Raw genomic sequence first — 23,874 nt, 5'->3', positions numbered from 1 at the left:
TGCCCCCGTCCGAATTACATCGATGCGATACGCTCCGATCGCTGTCGAGGGGGCGAAGTCGCAGCCCGTATCGATTCGGTGTGGCGCGCCACCGCACGAGTGCGGACCGACTTCCGCGTGCCACGCTCAGAAGGTCACGATGTCGCACGAAATGCACCACTTCTCCATGGGGATGTGGGTGTTCTTCCTCGCCTATGCCACCTCCGTCGTCGGATCGTTCGTCGGGCTCTCCTGCGCCCGCCAGGCGCTGATCGCCCCGACCGGCCGCGGCCACCGCCGCTGGATGGCCATGGCCGCCCTGTCCGTCGGCGGTGTGGCCGTCTGGCTCATGCACTTCATCGGGATGATGGGCTTCGACGTCCCGGGTACCGCGGTCCGTTACGCGCTGGGACCGACCGTCTTCTCCGTCGCGCTGTCGGTGGGCGCCACCTGGTTCGGGCTCTGGCTCGTGAGCTCCCGCGCCGCGTGGGTGAACCGCGTCCCGTCGCTCGTCCGCCTGTTCGTCGGCGGCGTCGGGATGGGCCTGGCGGTCAGCCTCATGCACTACAGCGGCATGTGGGCCATCCGGATCCAGGGCTCGCTCGAGCACGACACGGCGTTCGTCGTGGCCTCGGTGGCCATCGGTGTCGTCGCGGCCACGGTCGCCCTGTGGCTCGCGCAGGCCGCGGACCGGTGGACGCTCCGGGTGCCGGCCGCCCTGCTCATGGGCTGCGCGGTCGTCGCGCTGCACTACACCGGCATGGCCGGTGTGCGCGTCCAGGTCGATCCGACCGTCCCGCTGCCGGCGGGCCAGACCGTCACCGCCCTGCTGTTCCCCTCCTTCGTGCTCGGCATCGTCGTTCTCACCGTGCCCATCGCGGCGCTGCTGCTCGCCCCCAGCCGGAGGGATCTGGCACTGGAACAGGAGTTCGCCCGCTGGACCACCGACGACGACGGCACCGACTCGTCGCGGACCGTTCCGGCGCGATCGTGACGCGAATTCCGGGCGACGTGCAGGGTCGGTCGAGCGGAATCGCCGCATCGGTCGGTGTGCGAGCTGACCTGCACCTATAGACTCGTGTGGTTGCGAGACGCGCGCCGGGCGGAAGCCCGCGGCGTTCGAGCCGAGTAGAAGAAGGAGCTCATGACCGACACCACGTTGCCGCCGGAGGGGCCGGGGCACGACCGCATCGAGCCCGTCGACATCCAGCAGGAGATGCAGAGCAGCTACATCGATTACGCGATGAGCGTGATCGTGGGCCGCGCCCTGCCCGATGTGCGGGACGGTCTCAAGCCGGTGCACCGCCGCGTCCTGTACGCAATGTACGACAACGGGTTCCGCCCGGACCGCGGCTACGTGAAGTCGGCACGTGCCGTCGCCGAGACGATGGGCAACTACCACCCGCACGGCGACGCCTCGATCTACGACACGCTCGTGCGACTCGCGCAGCCGTGGTCGATGCGCTACCCGCTCGTGGACGGCCAGGGCAACTTCGGTTCCCGCGGCAACGACGGCGCAGCCGCCATGAGGTACACCGAGTGCCGGCTCACGCCGCTCGCGATGGAGATGCTGCGGGAGATCGACCACGAGACGGTCGATTTCCAGCCGAACTACGACGGCCGCACGCTCGAGCCGGTGGTTCTCCCCAGCCGTATCCCCAACCTGTTGATCAACGGTTCCGGCGGCATCGCGGTGGGCATGGCCACCAACATCCCGCCGCACAACCTCCGTGAGGTGGCCGACGCGATCTACTGGGCGCTCGAGAACTACGAGGCCGACGAGGAAGCCACCCTGGCGGCCGTCATGGAGCGCATCAAGGGGCCGGACTTCCCGACGGCGGGCCTGATCGTCGGCGGCCAGGGCATCAAGGACGCGTACACCACCGGTCGCGGCTCGGTGCGGATGCGCGGTGTCGTGGAGATCGAGGAGGACGCCCGGGGGAAGACCTCCATCGTCATCACCGAACTGCCGTACCAGGTCAACCCGGACAACCTGATCACCTCGATCGCCGAGCAGGTCCGGGACGGCAAGATCGCCGGCATTTCCGACATCCACGACGAGTCGTCGGACCGTGTGGGCATGCGCATCGTCGTCACCGTCCGCCGTGACGCCGTGGCGAAGGTCGTCCTCAACAACCTCTACAAGCACACGCAGCTGCAGACCGGCTTCGGCTGCAACATGCTCTCGATCGTCGACGGCGTGCCGCGCACCCTGCGGCTCGACCAGATGATCCGGTTGTACGTCAACCATCAGGTCGAGGTCATCGTCCGCCGGACGCGGTACCTGCTGCGCAAGGCGGAGGAGCGGGCCCACATCCTGCGCGGTCTCGTCAAGGCGCTCGATGCGCTCGACGAGGTCATCGCGCTGATCCGCGCCTCGGCGACGGTGGAGGACGCGCGCACCGGCCTGATCGGGCTGCTCGACGTCGACGAGATCCAGGCCGACGCGATCCTGGCGATGCAGCTGCGCCGCCTCGCCGCCCTGGAACGACAGAAGATCGTCGACGAACTCGCCGAGATCGAGCGCGAGATCGACGACCTCAAGGACATCCTCGCCAAGCCCGAGCGCCAACGCGCGATCGTGCGGGACGAGCTGAAGGAGATCGTCGACAAGTACGGCGACGACCGTCGCACCCGCATCGTCGCGGCCGACGGCGACGTCTCCGACGAGGACCTCATCGCCCGCGAGGACGTGGTCGTCACCATCACCGAGACCGGCTACGCCAAGCGCACCAAGACCGATCTGTACCGGTCCCAGAAGCGCGGCGGCAAGGGCGTCAAGGGTGCCGACCTCAAGCAGGACGACATCGTCAAGCACTTCTTCGTGACGTCCACGCACGACTGGCTGCTGTTCTTCACCACCAAGGGCCGGGTGTACCGGGCGAAGGCCTACGAGCTGCCGGAGGCCAACCGCACCGCGCGCGGCCAGCACGTGGCCAACCTGCTGGCCTTCCAGCCGGACGAGCGGATCCAGGGCGTCATCCGGCTCAAGACCTACGAGGACGCCCCGTACCTGGTGCTCGCGACCCGCAACGGCCTGGTCAAGAAGTCGCGCCTGTCGGACTTCGACTCCAACCGGTCCGGCGGCATCGTCGCGATCAACCTGCGCGGCGACGACGAACTGGTCGGCGCGGTGCTGTGCTCGTCGGACGACGACCTGCTGCTGGTCTCCGCCAAGGGACAGTCGATCCGTTTCGCGGCGAGCGACGAGGCGCTGCGGCCGATGGGCCGGGCGACCTCCGGTGTGCAGGGCATGCGGTTCAACGAGGACGACGCCCTGCTCTCCCTCAACGTGGTCCGCGAGGGCACGTACCTGCTGGTCGCGACGTCCGGCGGGTACGCCAAGCGCACCCCGATCGAGGACTACATGGCACAGGGCCGCGGCGGCAAGGGCGTGCTGACCATCCAGTACGACCGCAAGCGTGGCACTCTGGTCGGAGCGCTCATCGTGGACGACGACGACGAGCTGTACGCGATCACCTCGGGCGGTGGTGTCATCCGGACCCCCGCGAAGCAGGTGCGCAAGGCCGGCCGACAGACGAAGGGTGTGCGGTTGATGAACCTGGGGGAGGGGGACACGTTGCTGGCGATCGCACGCAACGCCGACGAGCCCGAGGAGAGCGCCGTACTCGAAGCGAAGGAGTCGTAAGTGAGCACTCCCCAGGGACCGAACGGGGCCGAGCAGGGGCCGCCCGCTCAGCCGCCGAAGGGGCAGAACGGACGAGAGGTGCCCGGGAAGCAGGCTCCCGAGGTGAAGCCGGAGGGCGCCGCGGCGCCGTCGGACCCGCCGGGTGCCGCCCGGAACCCCCTCGCGGGAGCGAACCCGGGCGCGCCGGCCGACGGCGCGACGAAGCAGGGTCCCGCCACGCCGGAGAGCGGGACATCGCCGGTGGGGCGTCCCGGGCAGCAACGGCCGGGCGGGTCTCCCACGCCGCCGTGGCAGCGCGGGAGTCAGCAGGAGGCGCCGCAGAACGTGCCGCAGACGAATCTGGCCCGCCCGGGTCAGACGTCGTCCTCGACCGGGCGTCCCGCGGTGCCCACGTCGGGCGATGCTGTGGGTGACAAGCCCGCCACGCGGCCCGGGGGTGACAAGCCCGCCACGCGGCCCGGCGCGGCCCCGGCGAAGCCGGCGGCGGCTCGCCCCGGTGTGAATCCGGCCGGCGGCCGGTCCGGTGCCGCGACGCCGCCCACCCGCCCGGTGGTCACCGGCACGGCGGCCGCCTCGATGAACGCGCCCACGACGGGGATGCCGGGTGCGGACCGGTCGGCGGCCAAGACGAAGGCGGCCGTCATCGACGGTCCGACGCGGCACATCGAACGCAAGGACCTGGCTAAGGACCTGCCGGATCTGTCGACGGTGAAGCATCCGCTGCCGTCCGCGCCGGCCGAGGAATCCACGGCTGCGCAACCGGCTGCCGCGGTAGCGGCCGCGGCCCGGGTCCCGGGTGAGCCGTTGCGCGCGACCGTGCAGCTGCGCCGCATCGATCCGTGGTCGATGCTGAAGATCTCCTCGGTGATCTCCGTCTCGTTGTTCTTCGTGTGGATGGTCGCCGTGGGCCTGCTGTACGGCGTGCTCGCGGGCATGGGCGTGTGGGAACGGCTCAACAGCGCCTTCACCGACATGGTGTCCGACACCGGTGGGGGCGGCCTCATCACTGCCGGGCAGGTCTTCGGGTACGCGACGGTGATCGGGCTGGTCAACACGATCCTGCTGACCGCTCTGGCCACCCTGGGGGCGTTCATCTACAACCTGTGCACCGACCTCGTCGGGGGCGTGCAGGTCACCCTCGCAGACCCGGACTGAGCTGGGAAAACGTGACCCCGCCGAGCCGATTTTGGACTTCGCGGCTCGGTGGGGTAGTGTTCCAACTCGGTTCGAGGGCCTATAGCTCAGGCGGTTAGAGCGCTTCGCTGATAACGAAGAGGTCGGAGGTTCAAGTCCTCCTAGGCCCACTCCCCGTGCCGAAAGGGCAGCGAGCATGAAGGTTCTTCTCACTGTGGGAACCGTGGTGCTGGTGGCCGTCGGACTCGCCTGGATGTTGCGGAGCGAGGACGAATGGCACGAGGTCACCGGCCGCTGAGGCGGCAGACGGGGCCTTAGCTCAGTTGGTAGAGCGCTGCCTTTGCAAGGCAGATGTCAGGAGTTCGAATCTCCTAGGCTCCACAACGCACACTCGAATATCGATGACAGGCCCGGACATCACGGATGTCCGGGCCTGTCGTCGTGCCCGGTCACTTCTACTCGGCGAGCTCGTCGAGGACCGCCGAGAGTCGGCGCATCGCGGCCAGTGCGCCGGCCAGGTCCTCCTCGCCCACGGCGTCGGCCAGGCGACGGGCGAAGGCGGCATGCGCCGGATCGATCCCGGTCACCGCCTCGCGTCCCGCCGGGGTCGGCGCGACGAGCTTGGCGCGCCGGTGGGCCGGGTTGGGCAGGTACTCGGCGAGGCCTCGCTCGACGAGCAGGTCGGCGATCCGCTGCACGCTCTGGCGGGTGATCCCCATCGCGCGGGCGATGCCGGCGACCGGCAGGGGTTCGCGCAGCACGGCACCGAGGACCTGCCACCACGCCGCGGTGAGCCCGGCCGGACGCGCGAGGGATTCGGCGACCTCGAGGAACTGTCCGTTGAGCCGGAACGACGTCAGGGCGAGGCCGCTGAGCAGTTCCTGTTCCGGATGCTCGCTCATCCGGCCATGAGTTCGTAGAATCCGGCGGGGTCGCGTCGGCCGTAGAGCTTGAACCAGGATTCGAGGACGTGCGGCTCGAACACCTCGAGGCGTTCGAGGATCGCGCGGGCGAACTCGACCGGGGCGGTGGCACTCGCGGTGATCAGATTCCGATCGGTGACGGCCGGTTCGTCGCGGTAGAGACCCCCGCCCGCGTAGCCCACACTCGCCAGGAACTCGGCGGCGTTGCTCGTGTGCGCGCGATCGTCGAGCAGGCCGGCGAGGGCGAGCCCGCCCGTGGCCCCGCAGATCGCGGCCACCGGGACCCCGGCCTCGAGGAAGTCGCGCGCCCGTTCGGCGAAGGGGGTGAACTGCTCGGTGTTCCAGATATCGTTGCCGGCCAGGACGAGCATCGCGCTGTTCTCCGGCCGCACCTCGTCCAGGATGGTGTCGGGGAGGATGCGGATTCCGCCCATGGTGGTGACGGGTTCGCGCGTGGCGCCGACGGTGGCGACGGCGTAGCGGCCGGGGTGCTTGTGCCAGAGGGGCTTGTTGATGTGGGCGATCGCATGGCCGACCTCCCAGTCGGCGAAGGTGTCGTACACGGCGACATGCACTGTCTCAGTCATGACAATATGCTGTCAATTTGACAGTCTATTGTCAATAGAGGCACCCGGACGATTTCAGCGCGTTTCACGTGAAACGTCGATGAGCTCGAGCAGATCGCGGACCGCCCGGCGGACCTCCTCCAGGTTCCGGCCGGATTCGATGAGTTCGGTGCCCTTGTGGACCACGGCGCCGACCAGTTCGGCGGCCAGTTCCGGATGCGTGGTCCCGTGCTCACGAAGGGCCTCGACGAGGGGGAGTACGAGATCGCGGTGCAGCGTCTGCATGCGTTCGTCGGTGAAGGCCTGCGGCGTGACGGTGGCGAGCGCTCCGACGAGCGCGTGCTCGCCCTCGGCGACGAGCCGGAGGTTGGCGTCGACGTACGCGAGTACCCGGCCGGCCGGATCGCCGGCCTCGTCCATGGCGGCGATCACCTTCGCGTTCCAGCGCGGGAACATGTCCTCGACGACCGCGCGCAGCAGATCCTCCCGCGACCGGAAGTAGTGGTAGACGCTGGAGCGGGCGAGTCCGGCCCGGGCCGCGACCTCGCCCAGGCCCGGCGGGCGCTCCGGCGACTCGGTCAACAGTGCGTGAGCCGCATCGAGGAGTGCCCGCAGTTGGGTTGCGCGATGCTCGGCGACGGTAGCCGCAGAGATCTTCGGCACGGGCCCTCCTCGTGCGGTCAGCCGCGGGCGTGCAGCCTGCCGTCCACCATCTCCAGGATGCGGTCGCAGTGCTCCAGCACGTCGTGGTCGTGGGTGACCATGATGCCAGCCACCCCCGCATCGTGGGTTTCCCGGGCAAGCAACTCGACCACCTCGTGGCTGCGGGTGCGGTCGAGGGCGGCGGTCGGTTCGTCGACGAGCAGCAGAGCCGGCCGCGAGACGAGGGCCCGGGCGATGCCGACCCGCTGGCGTTCGCCGCCGGAGAGCTGTCCGGGTCGCCGGTCGGCGCGAGGGCTCATCCCGACCGCCCCGAGCAGTTCGTCCGGATCACGTCCGGGGCGACCGGTGATCTTCGGGACCAGCCGGAGCTGGTCGCGGGCGGTCAGGGCGGGAACGAGGTTCCCGGACTGGAAGACGAAGCCCACGCGCTCTCGCCGCAGCCGGGTCAGTGCCCGATCCGGCAGGGCGGAGACGTCGATCCCCGCCAGCGTGACGACGCCCGTGGTGGGGCGGGTGAGACCGCCGGCGACGGCCAGCAGACTCGACTTGCCGGCGCCCGAGGGCCCGACGATCGCGACGAGCTCACCGGCGGCGACGTGCAGGTTCACGTCGTCCAGTGCCACGACGGTGTTGTCGCCGTCACCGAAGCGGAGGGTGACGCCGGACAGGGCCAGGCCGGTGGTGGGGATGGTCGAGGTGGTCATCGGTTCTCTCCGAGTGCGGTGAGGGGATCGACGCGGGTGACGCGGACGACGGCGACGGCCGCGCCCAGCAGTCCCAGCAGGACCAGGATCGCGGCGCCGGACGCGACGGGGCCGGTCTCGAGCGCGAACGGCATGCCGCTGCCCTCGAGGCCCGACCCGAGGCCGAGGCCGAGGAGGACTCCGGCGGTCACCGACGCGAGGAGCACGACCATCGCCTGTGCCAGGCCGTCGCGCAGGAGGAAACCCGTGGAGGCGCCCATGGCCCGCAGCACGGCCAGTTCCCGCGAGCGTTGGACGGTCCAGATGCTGAAGAAGGCGCCGACGACGAGGGCGGAGATCGCGTACAGGAAGCTCTTGATGAGGGCCATCGTCATCATCTCGGCGGAGTAGCCGGGGGAGGCGTCGAAGGATTCCTCGAGGGTGTTGGCGGCGGTGCCGGCCGCGGCATCGCCCGCGGCGAGGTCGGGCAGTCGGTCGTCGACACCCCGGACGGCGACGACGCTCGCCTCGGTGTAGACGCGCGGATCGGGTAGCTCGCCGGCGCGCGTGCCGGCATGGATCGCCTGCCAGGTTCGCAGCGGCAGGTAGGCGACGTCCACGTGGCCGAAGGTGCGCTTGTCGGCGGTGAAGCCGGCGACCGTGAGTTCGGTGCCGAGGCGCTCGAGGACGATGGTGTCGCCGACGGCGATGCCCGCCTCGCGCACGGTGTCGCTGACCAGGACGTCGGTGTCGCCGGTGAGGGGACGCCCCTCGGCGGGCGCCGGTTCGAGGAACGAGCCGGGTTCGACGCCGAAGAGCGTGAGGTCGACCGGTGTGCCGGACGCGGTCCGGGCGTTGACGATGGTATTGCCGAGCAGCGCGGCGTCGGCGACGTCCGGCCGCGCGCGCCACGCGGCGGCCTGGTCCTCGGTGACGACGGATCGCGAGAACGCCGAGTCGGTGCGGGTGCCCTCGGCGAAGGCGAAGGCTTGGACCGGGGTGCGCTGGAGGGCCGAGACGCCGTCTGCCACGAGGCCGGACGACAGGCCGGACAGGATGACCATCAGCACCGCCACCAGGGCTACGACGGCTCCCATGAGGAGGAAGCGGGTGCGCGCGAACCATAGTTCGCGCAGCGCGAGGAACATGGGGGCTCCTGAGGAAGGGTTTTATCGACGGACAGTCGACATCATATCGACAACGTGTCGACAAGTTCTGTGAGGCCGGTTACTACTTCCGGTAGTAGTGGGCGCGTATCCTGGCTGCATGTCTGCCGAGAAGGACTTCGTCGCACGCGTGCGCGGCGCCTTCGTCGGCGGCATGTCGGGGGCGGTGAGCATCGCCGCCCACGCGCTCGCCGGCGGGTCCGCGCCGGGACAGGCATCCGCGGTGCTGCTGCTCGCCGCCGCGGCCGCGGTGGGTCTGCTCGCCGCGGGCACGCGCCTGCCGATCGTCGGCGTGCTGGCCGCCGGGCAGGTGGTGGGCCACGGCGTCCTCTCCCTCGACGCGGGACACGTCCACGTTCCCGGCGCAGGCATGCTGGCCGCCCACACGGCCGCGATCGTCGTCGCGGCGCTGCTCGTCCGCGGCGCCGAACACGGCTGCCGCGTCGGGCTCACCGCGGTGCGGCGCGCGATTGTGCCGCCGTTCGCGCCGGCGCCCGTCGCCGTTCCCGGCTGGACGCCCGTCGCACACCATCCCCGGGTGCGGCGCGGCCTGCTCGTCGCCGCAGGTCTGGGCACTCGAGGTCCTCCCCTCACGGTCTGATCCCAGCCCACCTCACGGTCACCGCTACGCGGGACCGCGCGCACGCGTGCGCACCCGGACCGATTTCGGAGAACCTCATGAAGAAGACCCTGTTCCTCGCTGCCGCCGCGGCCGCGACCCTGTTCGCCGCCGGATGCTCGTCCGACGAGCCGGCCGCCGCCTCCGCGGACTCGCTCACCGTCTCCTCGGCGTGGGCGAAGGCCGCCGAATCCGGCATGACCGGCGCTTTCGCCGAGCTCGAGAACACCGGCGACACCGACATCCACATCGTTTCCGCCGCCAGCCCCAGTTCGGCACGCACCGAGATCCACGAGATGGCGGCCGGCGACGGCGGCGCCATGGTGATGCGCGAAAAGGAGGACGGCCTGGTCATCCCCGCGCACAGCACCCACTCCCTCGCACCCGGCAACGACCACCTGATGCTGATGGACCTCGTCGAGCCCGTCCTGCCCGGCACCGACGTGACCTTCGAGCTGACCTTCGAGGACGGCTCGACCACCGAGTTCACCGCGCAGGTCCGCGACTTCTCCGGCGCGCGGGAGAACTACCAGCCGAGCGCCGGCATGGGGGCGAACCACGGTGGCTGAGCTGAGCCGGCGGCGCCTCCTCGGGGGCGGCGCCGCCGTCCTCGGCGTCGCGGGCATCGGCGCGGCCGGGATCGGGACGGGCCTCGGCTATGCCGCCACGCGGGAGCCCGAGCCCACCGGCGGGCGCACCGTCGCCTTCCACGGTGTGCACCAGGCCGGCATCGACACCGAACCGCAGGCCTTCGCCGCGTTCGTCGCCCTGGATCTGCGCCCGGGCCTCGACCGGCGGGCGCTCGTCGGGATCATGAAGGTGTGGGCCGAGGACGGCCGCCGGCTCACCGAGGGCAGTCCTGCCCTCGGTGACACCGAGCCCGAACTCGCCCACGATCCCGCGCGGCTGACCGTGACCGTCGGATTCGGTCCCGCCGTGTTCGACGCGGCCGGCCTCGCGGCGCAGCGGCCCGAGTGGCTGCGGCCGCTGCCCGCGTTCTCGATCGATCGCCTCGAGGAGCGCTGGTCGGGCGGTGATCTGCTGGTGCAGGTCTGCGCCGACGACCCGGTCACCGTCTCGCACGCGACCCGCACCCTCGCCAAGAGCGTGCGGTCGCTGGCCACCGTGCGCTGGGTTCAGCGCGGGTTCCGCAACGCGGCGGGCACCAAGCCCGCCGGCACTACGATGCGCAACCTCATGGGCCAGGTCGACGGCACGGTCAACCCGGCCGCGGGAAGCACGGACTTCGACCGGCAGGTGTGGAATCCCGGCACCCCGGCCTGGCTGGCCGGGGGCACGTCCGTGGTGGTGCGGCGTATCCGCATGGAACTCGACACGTGGGACGAGCTGGACCGGCCGGCCCGTGAACTCGCAGTGGGCCGGGACCTGGCCTCAGGGGCGCCGTTGACCGGCAACCGGGAGCACGACGATCCGGACTTCGCCGCCACCGACGTCCACGGCATTCCGGTGATCCCACCGGAATCGCACCTCGCGCGGGCGCGGCCCCGGAACGCGAACGAGCGGTTCCTGCGGCGCGGCTACAACTATGACGACCCGGACGGCGCCGGGCTGCTGTTCGCGTCGTACCAGGCCGACGTGGACGCCCAGTTCGTTCCGGTGCAGCAGCGGCTCGCCGAGCACGACGCGCTGAACCCGTGGATCACGCCGATCGGGTCGGCGGTGTTCGCCGTCCCACCCGGATTCGGCCCCGGCGGATATCCGGGGGACACCCTGCTCGAGGGCTGACGGGCAGCGCCCCCGGCCGGGATCTGCTCGACAATCCGGCCGGGGGTTCGTCGTACCTACAGTTTGTATGGTTCCCGTCACGCCCCGCCGAAATGGCGCTACCGTCGATATGGACACGCGTCCATCCGGGTCGAGGGAAGGCGGGCACGCTCATGACCACAGCACTGCCGGAACGTCAGGGCTTCGGAACCCTGCGCGCGGGAGGTCTGCACTGGGACGCCTTCCCGCTCCGGCTGTTCGCGAAGGGAAATGCGAAGTTCTGGGATCCGCTCGAGCTGGACTTCAGCCGGGACGCGGCCGACTGGAACGAGCTCAACAGCGAACAGCACCGCAGCGCCACCTATCTCGTCGCGCAGTTCGTAGCCGGCGAGGAGGCCGTCACACAGGACATCCAGCCGTTCCTACGGGCGATGGCCGCCGAGGGCCGGCTCGGCGACGAGATGTACCTGACCCAGTTCTGCTTCGAGGAGGCCAAGCACACCCAGGTCTTCCGCCTGTGGATGGACGCGGTGGGCCTGACCGCGGACCTGCACCCCTACGTCGCGGACAATCCGTACTACCGGCAGCTGTTCTACGAGGAACTGCCCCATTCGTTGCGCGTCCTCGAGACCGATCCGAGTCCCGCCAACCAGGTCCGCGCCAGCGTCACCTACAACCACGTCATCGAGGGCAGTCTCGCCCTCACCGGGTACTACGCCTGGCAGAAGGTGTGCACGAAACGCGGAATCCTGCCCGGCATGCAGGAACTCGTGCGTCGGATCGGCGACGACGAACGCCGGCACATGGCATGGGGCACGTTCACGTGCCGCCGCCACGTCGCTGCCGACGACTCGAACTGGGATGTCGTGCAGCAACGCATGGGGGAGTTGCTGCCGCTGGCGCTCGGCATGATCCAGTGGGTCAACGACCAGTTCGAGGAGCAGCCCTTCGGCCTCGACCCCGACGAGTTCGTCGCCTACGCGGCCGACCGGGCCCAGCGGCGGCTCGGGGCCATCGAATCCGCGCGCGGCCGACCACTCGAGGAGATCGACCTCGACTACAGCCCCGAGGTGCTCGAGGACAAGTTCGGCGCGGAGGACGCCGCGGCGCTGAACTCGCTGACGGAGGGCTGAACTCCGCGGTAGTAACAACCCGAATGGTCAGAGCAGCGCGACGGCCGCGAAGGCCAGCAGCAGGATCACTGCCACCACGGCCCCGATCGCCGGGTAGTTCCGGCTCGGCCGCGTCGTGACGGTGGTGACCGTCGCCCCCGAGGCCTCGTCGGCGCTGGTGTCATCGGACCGGGTGTCATCGGACCGGGCGTCGCCGGACCGGAGGTCGGAGGCGGTCGTCGCCGGGACGGGTGCGGGGCTCGCCGGTGCGCCGGCCGCCCGGTCTCGTTCCGCGGCCGCCTCGGCCCTCGCTCGTTCGGCCGCTTCGAGTTCACGGATACGTGGGATGCCACCGGTGAGGACGTCGGTGACGTCGTACGACGGTGGCAGTCCGATCCGCGCCTTGACCACGCGCGCGGGCGTGAAACCCGCCGCCAGGATGGCGGCACCGAGGGCGGCGGTCTGCTCGGGGCCGGGGCCGACGAGGGTGCGCACGCCGAGTTTCGCGGCGAGGCTGTCCGCGATGGACTGCACATGCGAGCGGTCGCGCGCGACGAACCCGTCGCCCATCACCACCACGGCGTCGAGGTTGTGCGAAAGCCAGCCGAACGCGCCGAGCGCGGTGGCCAGCTGGGCCGCGGGGGACGGGGCGCTTTTGGCGGCGAAGCGGAACGCCTTGCCGGCCGAGACACCGGAGCGCACGAGATTGACGGTCGAGCCGCCGTCGTCGACGTGGAAGATGCCGACGAGTTGTCCGGGGGTCTCCGAGATCTCCGAGGCGTACCAGGTGGCCGCGGCCTCGGCGTCCGAGACGAGGGCGATGTGCCGCAGATCCGCGTAGTCGAGCGCGGCCCGCAGCGCGGCCACCGTGGACTGGTCCCACCGCGACGGGTAGGTGGCGGTGACAGCGGGCAGACCCCCGTCGGGCCCGCCGTCCGGCGGCAGCGGCTGGCACTCGTGCAACAGGCAGGCGATCGCCGTGGCCATCGAGTCCTCGGCCCGGTAGATGCGCCCGTCACTGGCGGTGACGCCGGCGGGATCGCCGACGCGGCCGAGGAAGCCCGACAGGTAGCGGGCCTCGCCGGCGGGATGCGGGGCGCCGCCGAGGACGGTGGTGCCGTCGGAGTCGATGTGCAGGACGGTGTCACGGGCTATGACGACGGGATCGGGGCTGCCGGGGTCGTTGGAGGCGAGCACCGCGGTGGACACCACGCTCCCGATCCGGAGACCGACTCCCACAGCCATGTCAAACCTCCCGTAGACAACGATCGGCGTACATCTTGCTACCGACTCGGCCACGTCCGGGGAAGCCGCGCCGTAGGACCGCGCGGGAGATTGCCGTGCCCACTAGGATCCGCGCGTGACGTCAGCGCAGCGCGTGCGCGCCTACGGGCGCCTGTTCCATCCGGTCGGTCTGGGGTTCGCGCTGTTGTTCTTCGTCTGGTCGCTGACGCCGTCGTTGCTGCCGCGGGTGTGGTATCTGCAGGGCGTGGCGTCGGGGTTGAGCCTGGTGACCGGCTACGGGATCGGTTGCCTGATCGCCTGGGTGGTCCGGGGGTGCGGCATCGACCCGCGGTGGTCGGAGCGGACCCGGCGGGTCGGCTGGCGGATTCTGGCGGGCATCGCCCTCGTGGTGGTTCCCCTGTTCCTGATCCTGGGATCGTGGTGGCAGCAGATCGTCCATGATCTCGTCGGGGTCGAGCGTGCTTCCCGATGGCTCTATCTGCTGGTGCCGGTCATCGCGGTGCCGGTGGCGCTGGCGTTACTGGCGGTGGGTCGGGGACTGCGCTCGGGGACTCGGCACCTCATCCGGTACGGGGGCCGGCACGTCCCGGCGCCGGCCGCTCGGCTCGGGGCGCTGATCGCCGTGGTGGTGCTCGTGGTCCTGTTCCTCAACGGGTTTGTGAACCGGGTCGTCCTGGGGCTGGCGGAACGCTCGGCGGAGGTGGCCGATCAGGGCACCGCACCGGGTGTGGTGCAGCCCGGGCTGCCGGAACGGTCCGGATCCCCGGCCTCGCACGAGGCGTGGGACACCCTGGGCCGGGAGGGCCGCACCTTCGTCGTGGGCGGGCCGAGCGCCGAGCAGATCGAGACCGTCACGGGGGCGCCGGCGCGCACCCCGATCCGGGTCTATGCCGGCCGTGAGTCCGCCGCCACGGTCGAGGGCATCGCGGCCCGGGTCGTCGCCGAGCTCGAGCGCACGAACGCGTTCGACCGCCGGGTGCTGGCGGTGGTGACCACCACCGGCCGCGGCTGGGTCAACGCGAACGTCGCCGGGGCCTTCGAGTACGTCGCCGGCGGGGATTCGGCGATCGCGGCGATGCAGTACTCGTTCCTGCCGAGTGCGTTGTCGTTCGTCGCCGACCGGGACACGCCCCGGCTGGCGGGGCGGGCGCTGTTCGAGGCGGTGTATGCGGCGTGGTCGGCGCGGCCCGAGCCGGAGCGGCCGACGCTGGTGGTGTTCGGCGAGAGCCTGGGCTCGTACGGCGGTCAGGCGGCGTTCGCGTCGGGGCCGGACCTGGTCGCCCGGACCGACGGGGCGTTGCTGGTGGGTACCCCGAACTTCGCGCAGCCGTGGGGGGAGATCACCGCGGACCGCGACCCGGGGTCGCTCGAGCGGCTACCGGTGGTCGAGGGCGGCCGCCACCTCCGGTTCGCGTCCCGCCCCGGCGATGCGGACCTGCCCGGGGCGTGGGCGTTCCCGCGGATCGTGTTCTGGCAGCATGCGAGCGATCCGATCACCTGGTGGTCGAGCGGGCTGTTGCTGCGGGAGCCGGACTGGTTGCGCGAGCCGCTCGGCCCGGATGTGGATCCGGGCATGCGGTGGCTGCCGTTCGTCACGTTCTGGCAGGTCACGCTCGACATGGTGTTCTCCGCCGAGGTCCCGTCCGGGTTCGGGCACGCGTACGGCCCGGACGCCGCGCAGTTGTGGGCGGACATCCTCACCCCCGACGGCTGGGACGACGCGGCCACCCACCGGGTGCAGAACGCCCTGTCCGCCCAGCCCGGCGACGACTGACGCCGCTCCGCCGCCGCGGCACCGTCAGGTTCTCGGCCGGAACGCCCGCCGGGGCGGGAACGCCTGCCGGGCGTGGGTCAGCAGGAACACGCTGATCACGATCACCCACGCCGGGAAGACGAGCGTGAGCCACAGCGCCTCGGTCACCGCGAACAGCAGGACCAGGGCGAGCAGGTACGTGGGTAGTACCAGCCATCGGGGCATGAGTCCGGTGCGCAGCCAGATGGTGGCCAGCGAGATCATGAAGACCGCGGCCATGCGGATCGAATAGACGTTGCTGATCTGCAGGATCAGTGCGTGCGCGAAGGCAGCGGATTCCTGGGCGGGCACCGCCTCCGCCTGGTCCGCCAGGAGCAGCCCGCCGGCGCTGGCCATCGTGACGAGGATCAGCGCCAGGAACAACAGGCCGCTGCCGACGAAGACCGTCGAGAAGAACTGGTCCTCGAGGTCTCCCAGCCGATGCCGGAGCGCACCGATGAACCACAGGAACGCGATGCAGGCGAACTGGGCCAGCGTCAGCGCGACGGTGAGCCGTGAGCGGCCGGCGTCCAGCCACTCGGTGCTGCCGAAGGGATCGGCGGGGATCGCCTGACGGATCAGGACGATGCTCGTCGCGAACAGGACGGCGAACACGATCCCGACGACGGCGGCGGTGTGCGGTGTGGTCAGTCGGTGCAGTTGCGGTTCGCTGCGCTCCCCGGTCATGACCGGATTGTCCCCGACCAGCGGCGATGCCCGGGGGCGAACGACGGACCGCGGTTCGAATCGGGGTTCGCGAGCCCCGGATCACGTACTTACGCGCCGGTAAGTTAGGTGTTACAGTGCGTACCGCTTGTGTCGTCCGACACACGGATAGCTACCTGTGAAGGGACCATGGGGATGGGGATGGGGCGCACCAGACGGTGGATCGGCGCTGCGGCGACGACCGCGGCACTGACAGGAGCGATGCTTGCCACGCCCGCGACGGCGAGCGCGGACGCGAACTTCTACGATCCTCCGCTCGATCTGGTCGGGGCCTCCGGCGACGTCCTCCGCAGCGAGCCGTCCGACCTCTCCATTCGCGTCCCGTCGCCGCAGGGCGTGTTCCCCGCGCAGGGCACCCGGCTGCTGTACCGCAGCCTCGACGCGAACGGCGAACCCGGCGCCGTCGGCGGCACCTATCTCGAGCCGTCGCTGCCCTGGAACGGGCCGGGCCCGCGACCGCTCGTCGCCATCGCGCCGGGCACCCAGGGCCAGGGCGACCAGTGTGCCCCGTCCAAGCAGCTGAACTCGCTCGTGTCCTACACCCCGCCGCTCGACCTGTTCACCGAGTACGAACTGCTCTCGATCAACACCATGCTGCTCCAGGGCATCGCCGTCGTCGTCACCGACTACGACGGGCTCGGCACGCCGGGGCACCACACGTACGTCAACCGGCTCGCCGAGGCGCACGCGGTGCTGGATGCGGTCCGGGCGGCGCAGAGCCTGCCCGCCACGTCCATCACCCCCGAGGGTCCCGTCGGCCTGTGGGGGTACTCCCAGGGCGGCGGTGCCGTGGCTGCGGCCGCAGAACTGCAGCCGACCTACGCGCCCGAGCTGAACGTCGTGGGAGCCTATGCCGGCGCGCCGCCCGCGGACCTCGAGGCCACGCTCAGCCAGGTCGACGGAACGGCGCTCACCGGCGTGATCGGCTACACGATCAACGGCCTCGGCGAGGCCTACCCCGAGCTCCGGGATCTCATCGACGCCGAGGTCAACGACCGTGGACGCGAGATGCTGCATTCGGTGGCGAACCAGTGCGCGCCGGAGACGATCTTCCGTTACGGCTTCCAGCGCACGAGCGACTACACCCGCACGGGTGAGCCGCTGAGCGTGGTCGTCGATCGGTTGCCGGAGGCGAAGGAAGCCATCGCCGCGCAGCGGATCGGACGTCTGCAGCCGTCGGTGCCGGTACTCGTGCAGCACGGGACGATGGACGACATCGTGCCCTACGGACAGGGCCACCAGCTCGCGGTGGACTGGTGCGCACTCGGCGCCACCGTCCAGTTCTCCCCGAACACCACCCCGCCCGTCCTGCCGGGCCTGGCCGTCAATCACGCGCTTCCTCTGGTCACGGGGATGCCCGAGGCGGTCGCCTACCTGAACGACCGGTTCGCGGATCGGCCCGCCCCGTCCAGCTGCGGCGCCTTCTGACCCACGACGGCGCCGGATCCGCGGACAGGGCGGTCAGCCGCGACAGCGATTGCTGTCGCGGCTGACCGGAGCCCGCGCGGCCGGCGGCCCGTTCACACCACCGGATGGTCGGCGGCGAAGAATCTGCGGGCGAGGTTCTGCTCCACCGACGGCCCGGGCGACCATTCGGCGATCCACGGGCCCGTGCCCTCGCTGGGATCGATCACGCCCTTCTCCAGCCAGGTGTAGCGTCCGTCGAGGACGTCGGCCGTGAGCTGCCGGTCGGCATCGTCGGTGTGCGTCCACAACGCGGCGAACAGCGAGTCCACCCGGAGCTTCGCCTGGAGGCAGAAGACGTCGGCGAGTTCGTAGGCCGCGTCCGTATCGGGGTGGCCGTCGGTGTGGTACATCTGCGCCCGCACGCAACTCGCCGACATGGCGAACAGTTCCGCGCCGATATCGACGAGCCGCCCCAGGAAATTCTGCCGCTTCTCCAGACCACCCTGCCACCGGGCCATGCCGTAGAACGTGGACCGAGCGAGCTTGCGTGAACTCCGCTCCACGTAGCGCAGATGGTGTGCCAGGGGACCGAATTCGCCGTACGAGGTGGGTAGCTGGCCCTTGCCCGCCACCAACTGGGGCAGCCACCTGGCGTAGAAGCCGCTCGCCTTGGCGGCGGCCCGGGCCTTCGTGTCCAGAGTGGCTTTCGGATCCGCCAGCTCACCCGCCACCCGCAGGTGGGCATCGACGGCTTCGCGGGCGACGAAGAGCCGCATGATCTCGCTCGAACCCTCGAAGATCCGGTTGATCCGCAGGTCCCGCAGGAGCTGCTCGGCGGGCACCATCCGCTCGCCCCGGGCCGCGAGCGACGCCGCCGTCTCGTAGCCGCGTCCCCCTCGGATCTGCATCAGCTCGTCGGCGATCTCGCAGGCCACCTCGCTGGACCACAGCTTGGCCAGTGCCGCCTCGATGCGGATGTCGTTGCGGTCCTCGTCGCACATCTGGCCGGTCAGTTCCACCACGGCCTCGAGGGCGAACGTGGTGGCGGCGATGTATCCGATCTTGCCGGCGATCGCATCGTGCCGGCCCACCGGTCGACCCCACTGGACGCGGGTGCCGGACCATTCCCGGGCGATCTTGAGTGCCCACTTGCCGGCACCGGCGCACATCGACGGGATCGCGAGCCGGCCGGCGTTGAGGGTGGTCAGGGCGATCTTCAGGCCGTCGCCCTCGCGGCCGATGAGGTTCTCCTTCGGCACCCGCACCTTGTACAGCCGCGTGAGCCCGTTCTCGATCCCCTTCAGGCCCAGGAACGAGTTGCGGCGTTCGACGGTGATGCCCGGGGTGTTCGCCTCGACGACGAACGCCGAGATGCCACCGCGGTGGCCCTCGCTGCGCGGCACCCGCGCCATCACCACCAGCAGTTCGGCGACCACTCCGTTGGTGGTCCACAGCTTCAAGCCGTCGAGTTCGTACGCGTCGCCGTTCTCCACCGGCACCGCAGTCGAGGCGAGACGGGCGGGATCGGAACCCACGTCGGGCTCGGTCAGCAGGAAGGCCGAGATCGCCCCCCGCGCACACCGCGGGAGGAAGGCGCGCTTCTGCTCGGGTGTCCCGGCCAGCTTCAAGGGTTCGGGCACTCCGATGGACTGATGCGCCGACAGCAGGACGCCCAGGCTCGGGTGGGCGCTGGCCACGAGCATCAGCGCGCGGTTGTAGGCAACCTGCGACAGTCCCAGGCCGCCGTACTCCTGGGAGATCTTCATGCCGAAGCAGCCGAGCTCGGCCAATCCGGCGACGTATTCGTCGGGGATCCGGGCCTCGCGCTCGATGCGGCTACCGTCCACACCCTCGCAGAAGCGGCGAAGCTCTGCCAGGAACCCTTCGGTACGGGCCTCCTCGTCGGGGGTGGGCCGCGGGAACGGATGGATGAGGTCGAGGGTCAGACGTCCGAGAAACAACTCCTTTGCGAACGACGGCTTGTGCCAGCTGGTCTCGCGGGACTCCTCTGCGAGCGCGCGCGACTGTTCCTCGCTGGCGTGTATTTGTTGTGCCATGTGATGCCTCCCCGATAGGACTGCTACCGGCGAGTATCCACCTGTTCTGTGAGGTACATCACGCGATTCGGCGGATCGGTACCCATGAGTAACCGACGGCGCGGGTGTGGGGCGGATCACGGTCTGGCGGGGCTGCCGTCGCGACAGAGCCCCCGCTCGTGTCCGTACGCTGGACATGTCATCGACGACGTACCCGAGCACCTCCACCTTCCCGCCCGCGCGGACCACCGCTGGAGGCCGACATGGAATTCCTCGCGTCCGTACCCGTTGTGCTGCTGCTGACCGTCCTGATCTATGTCGTGGCCGGCCGGATCGTCGACCTGGAAGTGCGCGTCACCGAACGACAACTGCAGAAGGAAGGGCAGGCCGCGATCGACGCGACCTGCCCCGGATCCGATTCCGTCCCGTGACGCCGGGCGGAACTCAGTCCTGCTTCTTCGGGCCCCCCGCGGGACCGGCCGACGGCTTCGGCTTCGCGGCGGTTCCCTTGTTGCCGACGGCCTCGCTCTTCGGCTCGGCGGCCGGCTTCGGAGCCGTTTCCTCCTTGGCCGCGTGCTTTCCGGTCGGGGGCGCATCGGCGGTCCCCTTCGGGGCGGCGGGCGCATCGGCCGTCCCCTTCGGGACGGTGGTGGGCTCGCCCTTCGGCGTCGCGGCTGCCGTCGGGGTCGCCTTCGGCGTCGGCGCGGGCACGGCGGGGGCGGCCGTCCCGCCCTCGGCCCGAGGTGCGGCCTTCCCCGGCGCGGCCGATTCGGGCTTCGGGGCCACGGCCTCGGGCGTCGTGGCCGGCCCGGGCTTCGCCTCGGGCGTGGCAGCCGCAGGCTTCGGCGCGGCCGCCTCCGGTGTCGCGACCGGCCCGGGCTCGGGGGTGACCGGCTCGATCCGCGGCGGCTCCGGCGCGACAGGCGGATGATCCCCGAGGCGGCTGCGGTAGAACACCACTCCGCCGGCGGCGACGACGCCGAGCGCGCCGACCGTCACCAGGATCCTGCGGCCCCGTCCGCGGGGCGCTGCCTCGATCGTCGCCGCGGCTCGCGCGCGGCGGCACTCCCGGCTTCCGGCCATGTTCCGGGCGATGCCGAGACCCTTGCGGGCGACCAACAGGCCGGTGAAGAGCGGCCCCCGCGCGAGGGCGGTAGCGCCCTGCCCTGCGAGCTTCAGGTAGCCACCGGCGCCCTCGGACTTCTTCGGGGGGCGCACGAGTTCGCTGCCGGCGCCGGACCCGATCATGGTTCTGGACTCGCTCACACTCGTCATGTACCCACTTTTGCACAGCGGACCCCCGCGGCCGGGGTTCGCGAGACGGACCGCCCCGGTGTCGCAGACCCGGATGGCACGATGGAGGGGTGACTTCACCTCAAAAGACCGCAACCGCGACTCTGCACACCAACCGCGGCGACATCGTGATCTCGCTCTTCGGCAACCACGCTCCGAAGACTGTCGAGAACTTCGTCGGCCTCGCGAACGGCACCAAGGAGTACAAGACCCAGAACGCCAAGGGGGAGACCAGTGGCCCGTTCTACGACGGTGCGGTTTTCCACCGCGTCATCGACGGCTTCATGATCCAGGGCGGCGACCCGACCGGCACCGGTCGTGGCGGCCCGGGCTACCAGTTCGCCGACGAGTTCCACCCCGAGCTGCAGTTCGACCGCAGCTACCTGCTGGCCATGGCCAACGCCGGCCCGGGCACCAACGGTTCGCAGTTCTTCATCACCGTCGGGCCGACCCCGCACCTGAACCGGCGCCACACCATCTTCGGTGAGGTCGCCGACGAGGCGTCGAAGAAGGTCGTCGACGCGATCGCCACGACGGCGACGGACCGCGCGGACCGCCCGGTCGAGCCCGTCGTCATCGAGAGCATCACCATCTCCTGAATCTCCGGAAGAGACCGATATGACGAACCCCGGCTGGGGCCACGCGGCCGGCGGGGGCGGCCACCCGCCCCAGCCGCGGTGCGTCCGGCATCCCGATCGCCCGACCCTGCTCTCGTGCAGCCGATGCGGGCGACCGGCCTGCCCCGACTGCCTGCGGCCCGCCGCGGTCGGTCAGCAATGCGTCGACTGCGTCGTGGCCGCCCAGCGCGATGTCCCGCAGGCCCGCACCGTCGCGGGGGCGCCCATGCGGGCGCAGACGAACACCCCCCTCGTGACGTACATCCTGATCGCGCTGAACACCGCGATCTTCGCGATCACCGCCGCCCAGTCCGGCAGCGTGATGAACAACGAGCGCTCGTCGAGCCTGTTCTTCGAGTGGGCGCTGTGGCCGCCGATGATCGCGGTGCGCGACGAGTACATCCGCGTGCTCGGCAGCGGGTTCCTGCACTTCGGTGTGCTGCACCTCGCGGTCAATATGTTCGCGCTGTACGTGATCGGGCGTGACACCGAACTCGTCCTCGGCCGGCTCCGGTACCTGGCCGTATACCTGGTGTCCATCCTCGGCGGTTCCGCCGCGGTGATGCTGCTCCAGACCGACGCCGTGACCGCCGGTGCCTCCGGCGCCGTGTTCGGCCTGCTGGGCGCGCAGGCGGTGATCCTGATGCGGCTGCGGCGCAGCCCCGCGCCGGTGCTGATGATCGTCGTCCTCAACGTCGTCATCAGCATCACCATCCCGGGCATCTCCCTGTGGGGACACCTCGGCGGCCTGGCCGCGGGTGCGGCGGCGACGGCGGCGCTGTTGTTCGCGCCGCGGGCGCTGGGCGCGGGCGACGACCGTGCCCGCTTCGTCCGGACGGGCTGGCTCGCGCTGGCAGCCGTCACGGTGGTCACCGTGCTGGTCCTCGTACTGGCGGTCCTGCGCCTGCGGGCTCAGCTCGGCGTCTGATCCGGCGCCAGCCCCCGCACCGCGAGCGCGTCGTACACCGTGCGGGGGTCGGTGCCGAGGTCCCAGCGCCCGAAGATCAGCAGTTGCTCGTCGCCGCGGGGATCGCGCACGTCGATCTCCAGCATCGGCACGCGACGGCCGAGCCGCGGATACGCGACGATCCGCACCCGCATCAGGGACGCGCGGGGCAGCTCGTGTCGTCCCGACAGACGGGTGACGGCCAGCCCGGCGCCGTCCGGAAGCACCTCGAGCCGCGGGCGCTGACGGGCCGCGAGGGCCGCGACCGCGAACGCCACCACGGCCGCGAGCCCGACGAGCGTGCGACCGGCGGCATCGGCCGTCGTTGCCGCGGCGACGGCGAGCACGATTCCGCCCGCCGTGAGCGCGGCGATCGCGAGCGGGGGTGTGGACCAGCGGAGCGGTTCAGTCGCCACGGGGAGCTTTCCCCAGTTCATCCACAGGTTTGTCCACAGGTGGGGATGAACTACATCCCTGTAACCTCACCGCCATCTCATGGTCATGATCAGGCCGACGATCATGAACCCGAAGCCGATGAGGAAGTTGTACGCACCGAGGTCGTTCATCCACGAGATCTGCTCGGCCGCGAGGTAGTACACCACCAGCCAGGCCAGGCCGACGAGCATGAAGCCGAGCATCAGCGCGACGTACCAGGTGCTCGACGGGCCCGCCTTCACCTTCACGGGGGTTCGGCTCACCGGGTTGATCGTGTAGTCGGTCTTCTTCCGGACCTTCGACTTGGGCATGACGTCCTCGTTCGTGCGGTACCGCGCGGGGCGGACAGGTAGGTTGGGCAGCTACCTGATGTGTACTGCCAGTGTGAGTACACGCTAACGCAGAATCCGGAACGGAGGGTCCACGTGTCGGACGGCCGGGCCCGCGCGCTCGGGTGGACTGCCGCCGCGCTGGCCGTGTGCCTGCTCGCCGGGTTGCTGCTCGGCACCACCCGCGGGGTCTCCGACGGTGCGGAACTGCGCGTGAGCGACTCCGCGCGGCTGTCCGATCTCGTGCGGGCGGCGCAGGCCAAGGCCGATGAGCTCGCCGCCACCCGCGACGACCTCGCGGGACGCGTCGCCGAGCTGCAGGCGCAGGCCGCGGCCACCGACGACGACGTCGCCGCGGTGCTCGCCGACACCGCCGCCCTCGAGGACCCGGCCGGGCTGACCGCACGCCGTGGCCCGGGGGTCACCGTCAGCCTCACCGATGCCCCGCGCGGCGCCGACGGCCGGTATCCGGCGGACGCGTCGCCCGACGATCTCGTGGTGCACCAGCAGGACGTGCAGAGCGTGCTCAACGCGATGTGGGCCGGCGGGGCGGAGGCGATCGCCATGCAGGATCAGCGGATCGTCGCGACGTCGGCGCCGCGCTGCATCGGCAACACCCTGCTGCTGCACGGCCGCACGTACTCCCCGCCGTACGTGATCACCGCGCTGGGCGACCCCGCACGGCTCGAGGCGGCGCTGGCCGCCGAGCCGGGCATCCGCGTGTACAAGCAGTACGCGGCCCGCTACGGGCTGGGCTACACGCAGCAGGCGTCCGATTCCCTGTCGGTACCCGCCTACACGGGCGGAACGACGCTGCGCTGACGGGTCG

General features: G+C 70.7%; 24 protein-coding genes and 2 tRNA genes. 15 read left to right on the top strand and 11 right to left on the bottom strand.

What is annotated here, in order from left to right; translation table 11 throughout:
• Window positions 1-139 precede the first annotated feature (139 nt).
• The 5 genes from ACWPOB_RS13845 to ACWPOB_RS13825 all read left to right on the top strand — a co-directional run bounded on the left by ACWPOB_RS13845 (window position 140) and on the right by ACWPOB_RS13825 (window position 5,143).
• Window positions 140-973 (top strand): MHYT domain-containing protein, encoded by an 834-nt coding sequence (locus ACWPOB_RS13845; RefSeq protein ID WP_455401178.1) that lies wholly within the window; start codon window positions 140-142, stop codon window positions 971-973.
• Between the two features lie 150 nt (window positions 974-1,123).
• Entirely contained in the window at window positions 1,124-3,628 is a 2,505-nt protein-coding gene (gene gyrA, locus ACWPOB_RS13840; RefSeq protein WP_100057817.1) for a DNA gyrase subunit A, read from the top strand.
• Window positions 3,629-4,783 carry a DUF3566 domain-containing protein gene (locus ACWPOB_RS13835; RefSeq protein WP_455401177.1) on the top strand — a complete coding sequence of 385 codons (1,155 nt, stop codon included), beginning with the start codon at window positions 3,629-3,631 and terminating at the stop codon, window positions 4,781-4,783. It begins immediately after the preceding gene.
• 75 nt (window positions 4,784-4,858) lie between these two features.
• Window positions 4,859-4,932 (top strand) — tRNA-Ile (locus ACWPOB_RS13830).
• Between the two features lie 138 nt (window positions 4,933-5,070).
• A tRNA-Ala gene (locus ACWPOB_RS13825) sits at window positions 5,071-5,143 on the top strand.
• 74 nt (window positions 5,144-5,217) lie between these two features.
• On the opposite strand, the gene ACWPOB_RS13820 is transcribed toward ACWPOB_RS13825, so the two are convergent.
• The 5 genes from ACWPOB_RS13820 to ACWPOB_RS13800 are packed head-to-tail and all read right to left on the bottom strand — an operon-like array spanning window position 5,218 to window position 8,745.
• A complete protein-coding gene (locus ACWPOB_RS13820) occupies window positions 5,218-5,664 on the bottom strand; it encodes a MarR family winged helix-turn-helix transcriptional regulator (RefSeq protein WP_455401176.1) in 447 nt (148 codons plus the stop codon).
• Window positions 5,661-6,272 carry a type 1 glutamine amidotransferase family protein gene (locus ACWPOB_RS13815; RefSeq protein WP_100058303.1) on the bottom strand — a complete coding sequence of 204 codons (612 nt, stop codon included), beginning with the start codon at window positions 6,270-6,272 and terminating at the stop codon, window positions 5,661-5,663. The genes ACWPOB_RS13820 and ACWPOB_RS13815 overlap by 4 nt, the downstream gene beginning before the upstream one ends.
• Window positions 6,273-6,326: 54 nt before the next feature.
• On the bottom strand, window positions 6,327-6,914 hold the full coding sequence (locus ACWPOB_RS13810; protein WP_100058304.1) for a TetR/AcrR family transcriptional regulator: 588 nt from the start codon (window positions 6,912-6,914) through the stop codon (window positions 6,327-6,329).
• 17 nt (window positions 6,915-6,931) lie between these two features.
• A complete protein-coding gene (locus tag ACWPOB_RS13805; RefSeq protein ID WP_455401175.1) occupies window positions 6,932-7,618 on the bottom strand; it encodes an ABC transporter ATP-binding protein in 687 nt (228 codons plus the stop codon).
• A complete protein-coding gene (locus ACWPOB_RS13800; RefSeq protein ID WP_455401174.1) occupies window positions 7,615-8,745 on the bottom strand; it encodes an FtsX-like permease family protein in 1,131 nt (376 codons plus the stop codon). The genes ACWPOB_RS13805 and ACWPOB_RS13800 overlap by 4 nt, the downstream gene beginning before the upstream one ends.
• Window positions 8,746-8,863: 118 nt before the next feature.
• On the opposite strand from ACWPOB_RS13800, the gene ACWPOB_RS13795 reads away from it, so the two are divergent.
• The 4 genes from ACWPOB_RS13795 to ACWPOB_RS13780 all read left to right on the top strand — a co-directional run bounded on the left by ACWPOB_RS13795 (window position 8,864) and on the right by ACWPOB_RS13780 (window position 12,240).
• Window positions 8,864-9,364, top strand: a complete 501-nt coding sequence (locus ACWPOB_RS13795; protein ID WP_455401173.1) for a hypothetical protein — start codon at window positions 8,864-8,866, stop codon at window positions 9,362-9,364.
• 77 nt (window positions 9,365-9,441) lie between these two features.
• Window positions 9,442-9,951 carry a copper chaperone PCu(A)C gene (locus ACWPOB_RS13790; protein WP_455401172.1) on the top strand — a complete coding sequence of 170 codons (510 nt, stop codon included), beginning with the start codon at window positions 9,442-9,444 and terminating at the stop codon, window positions 9,949-9,951.
• On the top strand, window positions 9,944-11,128 hold the full coding sequence (locus tag ACWPOB_RS13785; RefSeq protein WP_455401171.1) for a Dyp-type peroxidase: 1,185 nt from the start codon (window positions 9,944-9,946) through the stop codon (window positions 11,126-11,128). The genes ACWPOB_RS13790 and ACWPOB_RS13785 overlap by 8 nt, the downstream gene beginning before the upstream one ends.
• Window positions 11,129-11,280: 152 nt before the next feature.
• Window positions 11,281-12,240, top strand: coding sequence for a R2-like ligand-binding oxidase (locus ACWPOB_RS13780; protein WP_100057070.1), 960 nt, complete (start codon window positions 11,281-11,283; stop codon window positions 12,238-12,240).
• A 27-nt stretch (window positions 12,241-12,267) separates the two neighbouring features.
• Here ACWPOB_RS13780 and ACWPOB_RS13775 read toward each other — a convergent pair whose 3' ends face one another.
• Entirely contained in the window at window positions 12,268-13,464 is a 1,197-nt protein-coding gene (locus ACWPOB_RS13775; protein ID WP_455401170.1) for a hypothetical protein, read from the bottom strand.
• Window positions 13,465-13,579: 115 nt separating this feature from the next.
• Here ACWPOB_RS13775 and ACWPOB_RS13770 point away from each other — a divergent pair, with 115 nt between their 5' ends.
• Window positions 13,580-15,238 carry an alpha/beta hydrolase gene (locus tag ACWPOB_RS13770; protein ID WP_455401169.1) on the top strand — a complete coding sequence of 553 codons (1,659 nt, stop codon included), beginning with the start codon at window positions 13,580-13,582 and terminating at the stop codon, window positions 15,236-15,238.
• Between the two features lie 24 nt (window positions 15,239-15,262).
• On the opposite strand, the gene ACWPOB_RS13765 is transcribed toward ACWPOB_RS13770, so the two are convergent.
• The gene (locus tag ACWPOB_RS13765) at window positions 15,263-15,943 is read right to left on the bottom strand and encodes a hypothetical protein (protein WP_100057068.1); all 681 of its coding nucleotides are present in this window, start codon (window positions 15,941-15,943) and stop codon (window positions 15,263-15,265) included.
• 180 nt (window positions 15,944-16,123) lie between these two features.
• On the opposite strand from ACWPOB_RS13765, the gene ACWPOB_RS13760 reads away from it, so the two are divergent.
• Window positions 16,124-17,410 carry a lipase family protein gene (locus ACWPOB_RS13760; RefSeq protein ID WP_455401168.1) on the top strand — a complete coding sequence of 429 codons (1,287 nt, stop codon included), beginning with the start codon at window positions 16,124-16,126 and terminating at the stop codon, window positions 17,408-17,410.
• Between the two features lie 92 nt (window positions 17,411-17,502).
• Here the strand turns inward: ACWPOB_RS13760 and ACWPOB_RS13755 are convergent, their stop codons facing one another.
• The gene (locus ACWPOB_RS13755) at window positions 17,503-19,446 is read right to left on the bottom strand and encodes an acyl-CoA dehydrogenase family protein (protein WP_100057067.1); all 1,944 of its coding nucleotides are present in this window, start codon (window positions 19,444-19,446) and stop codon (window positions 17,503-17,505) included.
• Window positions 19,447-19,688: 242 nt separating this feature from the next.
• On the opposite strand from ACWPOB_RS13755, the gene ACWPOB_RS13750 reads away from it, so the two are divergent.
• Entirely contained in the window at window positions 19,689-19,856 is a 168-nt protein-coding gene (locus ACWPOB_RS13750; RefSeq protein ID WP_164528058.1) for a hypothetical protein, read from the top strand.
• Between the two features lie 13 nt (window positions 19,857-19,869).
• On the opposite strand, the gene ACWPOB_RS13745 is transcribed toward ACWPOB_RS13750, so the two are convergent.
• Window positions 19,870-20,700 carry an alginate biosynthesis protein AlgP gene (locus tag ACWPOB_RS13745; RefSeq protein ID WP_455401167.1) on the bottom strand — a complete coding sequence of 277 codons (831 nt, stop codon included), beginning with the start codon at window positions 20,698-20,700 and terminating at the stop codon, window positions 19,870-19,872.
• An 89-nt stretch (window positions 20,701-20,789) separates the two neighbouring features.
• Here ACWPOB_RS13745 and ACWPOB_RS13740 point away from each other — a divergent pair, with 89 nt between their 5' ends.
• On the top strand, window positions 20,790-21,317 hold the full coding sequence (locus ACWPOB_RS13740) for a peptidylprolyl isomerase (protein WP_006942206.1): 528 nt from the start codon (window positions 20,790-20,792) through the stop codon (window positions 21,315-21,317).
• A 19-nt stretch (window positions 21,318-21,336) separates the two neighbouring features.
• A complete protein-coding gene (locus ACWPOB_RS13735; RefSeq protein WP_100058736.1) occupies window positions 21,337-22,263 on the top strand; it encodes a rhomboid family intramembrane serine protease in 927 nt (308 codons plus the stop codon).
• Here the strand turns inward: ACWPOB_RS13735 and ACWPOB_RS13730 are convergent.
• Together ACWPOB_RS13730 and crgA are read right to left on the bottom strand one after the other, a co-directional pair.
• The gene (locus ACWPOB_RS13730) at window positions 22,248-22,718 is read right to left on the bottom strand and encodes a PH domain-containing protein (RefSeq protein ID WP_455401166.1); all 471 of its coding nucleotides are present in this window, start codon (window positions 22,716-22,718) and stop codon (window positions 22,248-22,250) included. The genes ACWPOB_RS13735 and ACWPOB_RS13730 overlap by 16 nt on opposite strands.
• Before the next feature lie 45 nt (window positions 22,719-22,763).
• Window positions 22,764-23,027 (bottom strand): cell division protein CrgA, encoded by a 264-nt coding sequence (gene crgA, locus ACWPOB_RS13725; protein WP_006942200.1) that lies wholly within the window; start codon window positions 23,025-23,027, stop codon window positions 22,764-22,766.
• Between the two features lie 114 nt (window positions 23,028-23,141).
• On the opposite strand from crgA, the gene ACWPOB_RS13720 reads away from it, so the two are divergent.
• Window positions 23,142-23,867 (top strand): DUF881 domain-containing protein, encoded by a 726-nt coding sequence (locus ACWPOB_RS13720; RefSeq protein WP_455401165.1) that lies wholly within the window; start codon window positions 23,142-23,144, stop codon window positions 23,865-23,867.
• Window positions 23,868-23,874: the final 7 nt, after the last annotated feature.

Source organism: Rhodococcus sp. 2H158, from assembly GCF_053764755.1.
The sequence above is the reverse complement of the archived record's forward strand: the minus strand, read 5'-3'. Positions and strand labels throughout refer to the sequence as shown.